This is a genomic window from Halanaerobiales bacterium, from assembly GCA_035270125.1.
In the GTDB taxonomy this organism is placed as follows: Bacteria; Bacillota; Halanaerobiia; order Halanaerobiales; family DATFIM01; genus DATFIM01.
This window is the reverse complement of sequence record DATFIM010000152.1, coordinates 1-11,043: the sequence shown is the minus strand read 5'-3', so window position 1 is coordinate 11,043 and position 11,043 is coordinate 1. Positions and strand designations below refer to the sequence as shown.

General features: G+C 30.6%; 14 protein-coding genes. 11 read left to right on the top strand and 3 right to left on the bottom strand.

The genetic code is table 11. The features are described from left to right. The 3 genes from VJ881_07985 to VJ881_07975 all read left to right on the top strand — a co-directional run. The coding region (locus VJ881_07985) for an ABC transporter substrate-binding protein (protein HKL75992.1) at window positions 1–480 on the top strand (480 nt) is incomplete at its 5' end. Window position 481: 1 nt separating this feature from the next. Next, on the top strand, window positions 482–1,183 hold the full coding sequence (locus VJ881_07980) for a GTP-binding protein (GenBank protein HKL75991.1): 702 nt from the start codon (window positions 482–484) through the stop codon (window positions 1,181–1,183). Further along, window positions 1,176–2,222 (top strand): ATP-binding cassette domain-containing protein, encoded by a 1,047-nt coding sequence (locus tag VJ881_07975; GenBank protein ID HKL75990.1) that lies wholly within the window; start codon window positions 1,176–1,178, stop codon window positions 2,220–2,222. The genes VJ881_07980 and VJ881_07975 overlap by 8 nt, the downstream gene beginning before the upstream one ends. A 67-nt stretch (window positions 2,223–2,289) precedes the next feature. On the opposite strand, the gene VJ881_07970 is transcribed toward VJ881_07975, so the two are convergent. Further along, on the bottom strand, window positions 2,290–3,225 hold the full coding sequence (locus VJ881_07970; GenBank protein ID HKL75989.1) for a glycine betaine ABC transporter substrate-binding protein: 936 nt from the start codon (window positions 3,223–3,225) through the stop codon (window positions 2,290–2,292). A gap of 262 nt (window positions 3,226–3,487) precedes the next feature. On the opposite strand from VJ881_07970, the gene VJ881_07965 reads away from it, so the two are divergent. Further along, window positions 3,488–3,859 carry a YccF domain-containing protein gene (locus tag VJ881_07965; GenBank protein ID HKL75988.1) on the top strand — a complete coding sequence of 124 codons (372 nt, stop codon included), beginning with the start codon at window positions 3,488–3,490 and terminating at the stop codon, window positions 3,857–3,859. Between the two features lie 49 nt (window positions 3,860–3,908). On the opposite strand, the gene trpB is transcribed toward VJ881_07965, so the two are convergent. Both trpB and VJ881_07955 read right to left on the bottom strand, forming a co-directional pair. Continuing rightward, on the bottom strand, window positions 3,909–5,093 hold the full coding sequence (trpB, locus tag VJ881_07960; protein ID HKL75987.1) for a tryptophan synthase subunit beta: 1,185 nt from the start codon (window positions 5,091–5,093) through the stop codon (window positions 3,909–3,911). Window positions 5,094–5,386: 293 nt separating this feature from the next. Continuing rightward, window positions 5,387–6,130 carry a ZIP family metal transporter gene (locus VJ881_07955; protein HKL75986.1) on the bottom strand — a complete coding sequence of 248 codons (744 nt, stop codon included), beginning with the start codon at window positions 6,128–6,130 and terminating at the stop codon, window positions 5,387–5,389. A gap of 167 nt (window positions 6,131–6,297) precedes the next feature. Between VJ881_07955 and VJ881_07950 the strand changes: the two genes are divergently transcribed. The 7 genes from VJ881_07950 to VJ881_07920 all read left to right on the top strand — a co-directional run bounded on the left by VJ881_07950 (window position 6,298) and on the right by VJ881_07920 (window position 11,037). Continuing rightward, window positions 6,298–7,044 carry an AzlC family ABC transporter permease gene (locus VJ881_07950; GenBank protein HKL75985.1) on the top strand — a complete coding sequence of 249 codons (747 nt, stop codon included), beginning with the start codon at window positions 6,298–6,300 and terminating at the stop codon, window positions 7,042–7,044. Then, a complete protein-coding gene (locus VJ881_07945; protein HKL75984.1) occupies window positions 7,034–7,336 on the top strand; it encodes an AzlD domain-containing protein in 303 nt (100 codons plus the stop codon). Before VJ881_07950 ends, VJ881_07945 begins: the two co-directional genes overlap by 11 nt. 73 nt (window positions 7,337–7,409) lie before the next feature. After that, window positions 7,410–7,739, top strand: coding sequence for a tRNA-binding protein (locus VJ881_07940; GenBank protein HKL75983.1), 330 nt, complete (start codon window positions 7,410–7,412; stop codon window positions 7,737–7,739). 11 nt (window positions 7,740–7,750) lie between these two features. Continuing rightward, window positions 7,751–8,815 carry a P1 family peptidase gene (locus tag VJ881_07935; GenBank protein ID HKL75982.1) on the top strand — a complete coding sequence of 355 codons (1,065 nt, stop codon included), beginning with the start codon at window positions 7,751–7,753 and terminating at the stop codon, window positions 8,813–8,815. Window positions 8,816–8,844: 29 nt separating this feature from the next. Then, the gene (locus VJ881_07930) at window positions 8,845–9,702 is read left to right on the top strand and encodes a DegV family protein (protein ID HKL75981.1); all 858 of its coding nucleotides are present in this window, start codon (window positions 8,845–8,847) and stop codon (window positions 9,700–9,702) included. Window positions 9,703–9,824: 122 nt separating this feature from the next. Beyond that, entirely contained in the window at window positions 9,825–10,529 is a 705-nt protein-coding gene (locus tag VJ881_07925) for a GntR family transcriptional regulator (GenBank protein HKL75980.1), read from the top strand. Between the two features lie 100 nt (window positions 10,530–10,629). Next, the gene (locus tag VJ881_07920) at window positions 10,630–11,037 is read left to right on the top strand and encodes a cobalamin B12-binding domain-containing protein (GenBank protein HKL75979.1); all 408 of its coding nucleotides are present in this window, start codon (window positions 10,630–10,632) and stop codon (window positions 11,035–11,037) included. Window positions 11,038–11,043 lie beyond the last annotated feature (6 nt).

Below are 11,043 nucleotides of genomic sequence, written 5' to 3'. Positions count from 1 at the left end.
GCAATTTTAATAAATATCTATAAAAAATATGGAAAAGAAGGTATAGACAATTTAGGCAGGTCAATGATGAAATCACAACATCCAGCAGAAATGGTAAAAGAAGGTGGCAGGAAGAAAAAAGGTGAGCCTGCTGTAACCATTATGCCTTACTTTTTTACAAGAATGGCCAGGAGATTTCCTCATATGGAATTTATCTGGCCAGAAGATGGCGCAATAATCAGTCCGATATTTATGTTGACTAAAAAAGAAAGTTTACCTGAAATTCAGCCTTTAGTTGATTTCTTTGCTTCTGAAAAAGTAGGAAGAATTTTGGCTGAACAGGGGCTTTTCCCAAGTGTATTACCTGAAATAAATAATAATTTAAAAGATAATTCTAAGTTTATGTGGCCTGGCTGGGATTTTTTAAGAAATGAAGATCCAGGTCAATTAATAAATAAGTTAACTGAACAATTTAATAAAAAAATAAGGGAGGTTAGTTAAGATGAATTTAGTAACCTTTTCTGGACCTCCTTCTTCCGGTAAAACTGCAGTTATTTTAAAAACTATAAAAGCTATGAGAGATCGAGATATAAAAGCAGGTGTAGTAAAATTTGATTGTCTTTATACAGATGATGATGAGCTTTATGCAAAAGAAGGGATCCCTGTTAAAAAAGGCCTATCTGGTTCACTCTGTCCTGATCATTATTTTGTAAGTAATATAGAAGAAGTAGTACAATGGGGAAGAAAAAAAGATCTGGACTTACTTATAACTGAAAGTGCTGGACTTTGTAATCGTTGTTCTCCCTATATTAAAGATATAAAAGCTGTTTGTGTAATAGATAATCTCAGTGGAATTAACACACCTAAAAAGATTGGCCCTATGCTGAAAACAGCTGATATTGTAGCAATTACCAAAGGGGATATAGTATCACAGGCTGAAAGGGAGGTTTTTGCTTCCAGAGTAAGTACTGTAAATCCGAAAGCTATGGTTATGCATATTAATGGTCTTACAGGCCAGGGAGCATATGAATTTTCTACTTTACTTTATAATGATGATGAAGATATTGAAACTGTAAAAGGAAAAGAATTGAGATTTTCTATGCCTTCTGCTATGTGTTCTTACTGTCTTGGAGAAAGAAGAATTGGAGATGAACATCAATTAGGAAATGTGAAAAAAATAGAATTAGGTGATACAGATGAGTAATAAAAATTATCTTCGTAATTTAACAATAAAAAAAATACTTAAAAAATATCCATATACAGAATCATTTTTTGAAGAACAGGGTCTTGATATAACCCAAAAAGATTTAAAAATTAGTGAGAAATATGAAAAATTAACAGTTGATGAAAAAGAAGATATGATAATAGGTATTGAAGAATTCTTAAACAGATTAGTAAGTTATATTGATAATATGCAGGAATTTTTAGGCGAAAAAGAAGAAAAAGTTAAAAGTCTTTCTTTACTACCGGGAACTGATAAGGATGGTCAGGTAGAAAATTATGAAAAAATAGATATAAATAGTGGTGAAGTAATTTCTATTGTTGGTCCTACTGGTTCAGGAAAAAGTAGATTACTTGCTGATATAGAGTGGGCAGCAAGAGGAGACACACCTACAGGACGGCATATTCTTATAAATGATGATGTCCCTGATAAGAAGTGGAGACTTTCTGGAAATAAAAAATTAGTTGCTCAGCTTTCTCAAAATATGAATTTTGTAATGGATCTTTCTGTAAAAGAATTTTTACATTTACATGCTGAAAGCCGCCTTATAGAAAATGAAGATGAAATTGTAGAAAAAATTATTATAAAAGCAAATGAATTAGCTGGAGAAAAGTTTGCTGATGATGTACAGATAACAAGTCTTAGTGGAGGACAATCCAGGGCTTTAATGATAGCAGATACTGCTATTTTAAGTTCCTCACCTATTGTTTTAATAGATGAGATAGAAAATGCAGGTATTGACCGTGAAAAAGCTCTTGATCTATTAGTAGGAGAAGATAAAATAGTATTGATGGCCACTCATGATCCTATTTTAGCACTTATGGGTGATAGAAGAATTGTAATAAATAATGGTGGAATAGCTGATCTCATAAAAACAACTAAAGAAGAAATAAATCTTTTAGAAGAGCTAAAAGTTATTGATGAAAAAATGTATAATTTAAGAGAAGGTCTCCGTTATGGGAGTAAACTACCTTCATTTATTTTGGATTCATTGCAGTCTTCAAAAGAAATGACAGGATAAATTATTATTAAAAACAAATATAAAAAGTAAACCCCGCAGAAAATATGCGGGGTTTTAAAGCTGTTATTTATTTTTCAAGTCCTATATTTTCCCTTAAAACATCAATAGCTGGTTCACCATTAGGTGCTTCAACTAAAGCTAAAAATGTACTTACTCGATAAATATTATCTTTAACCCATTTTTTTGCAAATTCATCTGCGTCTTTTTCTTTTTCACCAATTTGATAACTAAGTAAACTTTGGGTTTCTGATTTTATTATAAAATTTTTCAAAAAAGTTGTAACCTGAGGATGTTCTTCCGGGAAACCCTTTCTGGTCAATGTTTCAACCCAGGAGTATTTATTGCCAAAAATAGTTTCTGGATCTTCTAAATACACCATATCATAAACTGTATTCATCCAGTGTGGTTGCCAGGCTGCCCAGACAATCCATTCTTCATTTTCTATAGCCTGTTCTAATTCAGTCCAGAGAGCAGCAGGGTTACTACTTACTAATTCCCAATCTTCTAAATTGTAAATATTGTCTTTTTGAGCTTCTCTTATTTTTCCATCATAAACCCAGCCGGCAGGGCCTACGTATAATTTTTTATCAAATTTATCAGCATGTTCCTGAAGATCTTCTAAACTGGTTACCCCCTGTTCAGCAACATATTTGGGGACTGCCATTCCTAAAAGACCATTATGCATATTTTTAGTAACAAGATGTTGTTTATCTTGATTTTGAGTTCTGGCTTTCTGTAAAGAAGGCATCCAGGTACCAAGATAAATATCTATATCTCCATTAATTATTCCCTGACGAAGCATAGGGTCTGTAGCAGAAGTCCTTTCAACTTTATAACCTATATTTTCTAAAATATAATTAACTATTGCATTTTTACCTCTTAATCCAGGCCAATTTGAGTCTCCTAAAGTTATTACATTATCAGAATTTTGAGCTGTAGCAAATAGTGAAAATGAACTTATAAGTATTGCGGAAATTGCTAAAATAGTTAATAATTTTTTCATTAATTTAATCCCCCTCAAAATTATAATTGAATTTTGTGATGATTTTTAATTACAACAATAGATATTATAGTTAATTCGTTTAGCTTTGTCAAATGATTAGAGCTATTTATCTCTTATATGCTATCATATTCTTTTATATATTTAAATAATCATGTTTATCTGATATTAGTTAGGGGATATTATGAAAATAAATAAAAAGGAGAAAAATTGATAATATAGAATATATAAAATGTAAGTAATAAAAAAAGAAAGAGGGATTAATATGAGTTTAATAGGTAATATAATCTGGATTATTTTTGGTGGATTTATAGAGGCAATTGGCTGGCTGCTTGCAGGAATAATCTGGTCAATTACAATTATAGGTTTGCCAGTAGGAAAACAGTGTTTTAAAATGGCTAAATTACAATTGGCCCCTTTTGGTAAAGAAGTTGTAGATGAAGGAACATCTTCTCTGGGGATGATAGCAAATATTATTTGGATCATATTTTTTGGCTGGGAGATAGCATTAGCAAATCTAATTTCAGCATTATTTTTTACAATAACAATTATTGGTATTCCATTTGCCAAACAAAATTTAAAACTTGCCAAAGTTTCTTTAATGCCTTTTGGTAAAGAGGTAAAAAAGATTAGATAGAAAAAACCCAACCAGAAAAAATCTGGATTGGGTTTTTCCTTTGAGGAGGCTATTTCATTTCAGAAATTTGTTTAACATCTTTATCACCGCGGCCGGAAAGATTAACAATTATGACTTGATCTTTATTTAAATCAGGGGCAAGTCTAAAAGCTTCTGCTACTGCATGTGAACTCTCCAAAGCAGGAATTATACCTTCTTCTTCAGATAGTTCATGAAAAGCAGCTAAAGCTTTTTTATCATCAATCGTAGTATACCTAGCTCGTCCTGTATCTTTAAGGTAACTATGTTCAGGACCCACTCCCGGATAATCAAGGCCGGCTGCAATAGAATGTGTTCCAGCGATTTGATCATCATCATCTGTGAGCATATATGTTTTAAAACCATGGATAGTGCCAGCTTTACCAAAATTTAATGGAGCAGCATTTTCCCCAGGGCCATCTCCTTTTCCTCCTGGTTCAACACCAATGATATTGACGTTTTCATCTTCTAAAAATGGATGAAATAAACCAATAGAATTACTACCACCACCAACACAGGCCATTAAATAATCTGGTAGTTTTCCTTCAACTTCTAAAATTTGTTCTCTGGCTTCTCTACCAATTACAGATTGAAAATCACGAACAATTCTTGGATAAGGTGCAGGACCAACTGCTGAGCCTAACATATAAAATGTATTATCATAATTTTCAACTAAATCTTCTAAAGCAACATCAACAGCATCTTTTAAAGTCTTAGCTCCACGGGTTACAGGAATTACTTCTGCTCCTAACAATTCCATTCTAAATACATTTAATGACTGTCTTTTAGTATCTACTTCACCCATATATACATGGCATTCCATATCCATTAAAGCACAGGCTGTGGCTGCTGCAACTCCATGCTGACCGGCTCCAGTTTCAGCTATAACTCTTTTTTTACCCATTTTCTTAGCTAATAAAGCCTGACCAATGGTATTATTAATTTTATGAGCACCTGTATGATTTAAATCTTCTCTTTTCAGATAAATTTTTGCTCCATATTTTTCACTTAACTTTTCAGCAAAATATAATGGATTTGGTCGACCTATATAATTTTTATTATAATAATCTATTTCTTTTTTGAATTGAGAATCGTCTTTATATTTATCATAAGCTTCCTGTAATTCTTTAAGTACCGGTACAAGTGGTTCAGGGACAAAACTACCTCCATATTCACCAAAAAAATCTTCTGTTAAATTTTTATCTTTATTTGACATTTTATTTCCTCCTCTGTTTTTTTAAAAATAAAAAATACCTGCTATAAAGATAAGCAGGTAACAGAGTTGAGAAATATGAGTATGAACTAGTTATCATCAAAAACAAAGATAACCCATATTAAGATTTTGTTGTGCTCAACTCGTCTCAACTCTCCTAAACTCATCTAACATACTTCTAAATATGTAACATAAGTAAGTTAATTATTACAAAACTAGTCTCTGCTCACCCCCTGAATGAATAGATTATTTAAATTATACCAGTAGTAATTTAATATGTCAAATCACTAAAGTATTTATAATATTAAATATCCTATTAATAAACCGATAATAAGGCCGGCATTTGCAAAATGGTCCTGCATGTGATTGGATTGAGGTATAAGCTCATCATTTACAATATATATCATAGCACCTGCAGCGAAGCCAAGAGAACCTCCAATTAAAACAGGTGATATATTAAAAATCAATTTACCGATAATAGTACCAATTGGAGTCATAAGTCCTGCCATTAATGTAAACCAAAAAAGGCGCCAATTATCTATTCCGCCAGCTTTGAGAGGGCCGGCAATAGCCAGGCCTTCAGGTATATTATGAAATGCGATAGCAACTGCTATTAATAATCCAACTTCAGGGCTTGATTCAAAACCTGCTCCAATAGCTAGACCTTCTGGTAGGTTGTGAATAGCTATCCCAAATAGAACCAAATAACCTGTACGTAAAATAGGATCTCTTTCTTTCATTTTTTCCGGATTTTCTACAGCAAGATCATCAGAACTGGATAAATGGGAATGTGGAACTAATTTATCAAGGCTCCACATCATTAAAGCACCTAATAAAACTCCAATAATCATAATTAATTCTGAACCGAGGTTTACTGCTTCTGGCATTAATTCAAAAACAGAAATTGCAAACATTATTCCTCCTGCAAATCCAAGTAGTGAAGCCATAATGTTTTTATCCGGTTTTCCAAATAACATCAAAATAAATACTCCAATTGATGTTGAAGCTCCTGCAAAAAAACTGTATAAAATTGTCTCCATTATTCCAGACCTCCAATTTAATTAATAATTATTACTCTTAATATATATCATATAGTATTTAGCTCAAGATTTAAAGCAAAATTTATGAAGGAGTTAATTAAAATTTGTTGAAAATAAGATTTAAGTAATAATTTTATAATTTATATTTTCATTAGAATAAAGCAGAGGTGATAGTAGTAATGGTTGTGGGTAATAAATTTAAAGAAAATAAAATAAATTTTAAAAAAGGATTTAAAACAGGTCTCCCAGTTGCTATTGGTTATTTGCCTATAGCTTTAACTTTTGGTCTTCTTGCTAGAAATAGTGGGCTTTCTTTTTTAAATACATTTCTTATGTCAGTTATGGTTTTTGCAGGAGCAAGTCAGTTTGTGGCTGTTAATTTAGTGGCTTTAGGAACAGGAATTGGGGAAGTAGTATTAACAACTTTTATTTTAAATTTTCGTCACTTTTTAATGTCCGCTTCTCTTTCCCAAAAGTTAAAAGACAATATTCCTCCAAAATGGTTATTTTTTCTTTCATTTGGGATAACTGATGAAACATTTTCGGTAGCTTCAATGCAAAATAAAGATATAGAAGGATTTTTTCTTTTTGGTCTTAATCTAATATCCTATTCAGCCTGGGTTATAGGGTCTATATTTGGTCATTATTTAGGTGCCAGTTTACCTGAGATTATTCAGTCAAGCATGGGGATTGCATTATATGCTATGTTTATTGGTCTGCTTGTCCCAAATCTGAAAGAATCAAAAACAGCAGTTTTTACAGTTTTAATAACCATTATAGTTAGTAGTAGTTTTTATTTGTTAAGAAATATTGTTGATATTTCAAAAGGATGGGAAATAGTCTTAGTTACAATTATTGCCTCTATAATAGCTACTATATTTTTTCCGGAAGGAGTGAGTGGTGATGAAAAATAATTTTATAATGGTTTTGGGTATGGCCCTGGTTACATATATACCAAGGATGATTCCGTTGGCTATTTTACCTGGAGTAAAATTACCTTCATATTTAAAATCTTTTTTAAGTTTTATTCCAATTGCAGTTTTAAGTGCCCTTATTTTTCCTGCATTTATTAGTTCTACTGGAAGACCACTTACTGCTATTTTGGGAGCCATAACGGCTTTTATTTTAGCTTATAAAGAAAAAAATTTAATATTTGTAGTATTAGGAGCCATTTTTGCAGTATTTGTTAGTTCTTTAATTTTTTAAAAACCATAATATTTAGCTATCTGAATTGCTCAAAAATAATATTTATAATATAATAATAAGAGGGAGGTATAAAATGGCTAAATTCAAAGATTTTAGAAAAATGGATATAAGAGTAGGAGAAATAATTGAAGCTGAAGATTTTGAAAAAGCCAGAAAAGATGCTTATAAACTAAAAGTTGATTTTGGAGAAGAAATTGGTATAAAAGATTCCAGTGCTCAAATTACAGATAATTATGAATTAGATGAATTAATCGGAAAACAGGTTTTAGGAGTGGTTAATTTTCCTCCCAAACAAATAGCAGATTTTATATCAGAAGTTTTAGTCCTGGGAGTTTATTCTAAAAAAGGAGTTGTTCTCATAACCCCAGAAGAAGAAGTTGAAAAAGGTGATAAACTTGGATAATGGTGAAAATTATGAATAAAACAAAAAGAATACGTGATTACAATATCAATGTTGGCGATTTTGAAACAGGTTACAAAAATTCGATTACTGATATTAAAGGAGTAAAAGTCGGACATTATACACTTGCTAGTGGTGAAATAAGAACAGGAGTAACAGCGGTTTTGCCACACAATGGCAATCTTTTCAAAGAAAAAATCATAGCAGCCAGTCATGTAATTAATGGATTTGGTAAGTCTACAGGTCTAATTCAAATTAATGAATTAGGTACAATTGAAACTCCAATCCTGCTAACCAATACTTTAAATGTTGGGATAGCTCATCAGGCTCTTGTCAGGAAAATGCTTGAGCAAAATAAAAAAATAGGAGATAAAACAGGTACAGTAAATCCTATAATTTGTGAATGTAATGATCAGTATTTAAATGATATCAGAGGTTTGCATTTAAAAGAGAATCATGTTTTTAAAGCATTTGAGAATGTAGGGGATGATTTTAGAGAAGGAGCTATTGGAGCAGGAACTGGTATGAGTTGTTATGGTTTAAAAGGTGGAATTGGTTCTTCCTCTAGAAAGATAAGTATTGCTAATAAAAATTTTCATTTAGGGATATTAGTTTTATCTAATTTTGGGAAAAAAGAAGACTTTAGATTAAATGGTATTAAAGCTGGTGAAATAATAAAAAATCTAGAGAAAAATGAAGGTATAAAATCTGAAGAACCAGAACAAAAGGGTTCAATAATAGTGATTTTAGGAACAGATATTCCTTTAAGTTCAAGACAATTAAATAGAATTATAAAAAGGACAAGTGTAGGGATTAACAGAACTGGTTCTTATATAGAAAATGGGAGCGGAGAAATCGCTATTGGATTTTCTACTGCTAATAAAATAAAACATGATGAAAATGATGAGATTTTAGATGTAAAAATTATTAATGAAAATAAAATAAATAAATTATTTAAAGCAACTGCTGAAACAACTGAAGAAGCAATTTATAATTCGTTGATTACTGCTGATACAACAAAGGGTAAGAAAGACAGAATAAGATATTCTTTGAAAAAGTATATAACTAATATAATTTAGGAATAATTAAATAAAGGATGTGATTAGAAGTGGGAATTAAAATAATTGTGGATAGTGCCTGTGATTTGCCTAAAAAAATATTAAAAGAATATGATATAGAAATTCTACCTTTTAATATTCATATAGGTGATGAAAGTTATAAAGATGGAATTGATATTCAGGTTGATCAGGTATATCAATCTATTCGAGATAAAAATTTCCCTAAAACATCTCAAATCAGTCCTGAAGACATAAAAAAGGTTTTTGTTAAAAATGCAAAAGCAGGTTATGATTCTATCTATATTAGTTTTTCATCTAAAATGTCAGGAGCCTATCAATTGGCAAAATTAGTTGCCAGAGATGTAGAGGAAAAATATAAAGAATGTAAAATAGATGTTTTAGATAGTAAAGCCGGTTCTGTGGCTACAGGGATAATAGCATATAAAGCAGCTATATTAGCAGATGAGGGAAAAGATAGAAAAGAAATAATTAAAAAAGTCAAATTTTTTGCCAATCATATTCAACATGTTTTTATGTTAGATAATTTAAAAGCCCTTATGAGAGGTGGGAGAATTAGTAAAACTAAATCATTTATTGGCAATATCCTTAAAATAAAACCCATTTTGCATGTAAATGATGGGGAAATAGAACTTTTGCAAAAAGTTCGCGGATCTAAAAAAGCGATTAATAAAATGATCGATTTTCTTAAAAATAAAAGTTATGATCTAAGTGAGCAATTAATTGGGGTAGCCCATGCTGATGACTTAAAACAGGCAGAATTATTAAAAGAAAAAATTGAAGAAATAGGTGGAAATATTTTTTGTATAGAAAAAATAGGTAGTGTACTGGGAGTCCATTTAGGAATAGGTGGAATTGGGATTTTCTTTCTTGATAAAAAGGAAAGTTAAAATTTATTGACAATTAAAAATACTTATGTTATTCTTTAATTGTATACAAATATTCAATGATGCAAAAAAGCAAGAAAACATTGATAAAAAGTTGTTATTTTTGTAAATGGAGGCAGATTTTTATGGAATTAAAGCCGATAAATACTAAAAAAATGTCTACTGCTGATATAGTTTATGAAACTTTGAAAAATGCCATAATAACAATGGATTTGGCTCCAGGTGAAAGATTGATTGAACAAAATCTTTCTAAGCAACTACAGGTAAGTAGGACTCCACTTAGGGAAGCTATTAAACTTTTAGAATTTGAAGGGTTTCTAACAAGAAATGTAAGTGGTGGTGTGAAAGTTAGTAAATTATCTATTAAAGAACTTAAAGATATTTATGAAATGGAAAGGTTATTAGAAAAAGTGGCAGTTGAAAATATTGCAAAAACCTGGGAAGAAGGAGATTTAGATAATTTAGAAAAAATAGTCTCTGAAATAAAAACAGGTTATGATAGAGAAAAAAGTAATAATTCTCCAATAGCTGATAAATATTTAAAAGAATACAATGAATTTAATGTAAATTTTCATTTTGAAATACTTAATATTTATAATAATTCTCTATTTATTAATACTTATAAAAATTTTGAAGGAAAGCATCTTCGTTATACTCATATTTCATTTTCTAATGATAAAGAAAGATTTTTAAGTGCTTCAAAAGAACATATTGAATTATTTGAATTAATTAAAAATAGAGAAGCTGAAAAGGCTGTAAAAAAATCTTTAAATCATAAATTTAATGCAGAAGAAAAAATAATATCTAATTTAAAAGAATTTTTAGATTAGATTATTTTTTATTATACATTGTATACAAAAATGCAATGCAATTATTAATTTTAGTTTAATTAGTTTTTAAAATCATAAGATATAAGAAAGGAGAGTTCATATGGGTGATAAGAGGATAAAAGTATTAATAGCAAAACCAGGTCTTGATGGTCATGATCGTGGGGCAAAAGTTATAGCCCGTGGTCTAAAGGAATCAGGAATGGAGGTTGTTTATACAGGTCTTAGAAAAACTCCTGATGATATAGTAAGAGCAGCTATTCAGGAAGATGTAGATGTTATTGGTTTAAGTATTCTTTCTGGTGCTCATAAACACCTTTTTCCAGAAGTAATGAAAAAGCTTAAAGAAGAAGGAGCAGAAGATGTTGTAGTAATCTCTGGAGGAATTATTCCAGAAGAAGATCATCAATTCTTGAGGGATTTAGGAATTGAAGGTATTTTCACTCCTGGTACCCCAATTAAGGAAATAGTTGACTTTATAGAAGAAAATGTAAAAGAGGGGGACAAATAAATGTCA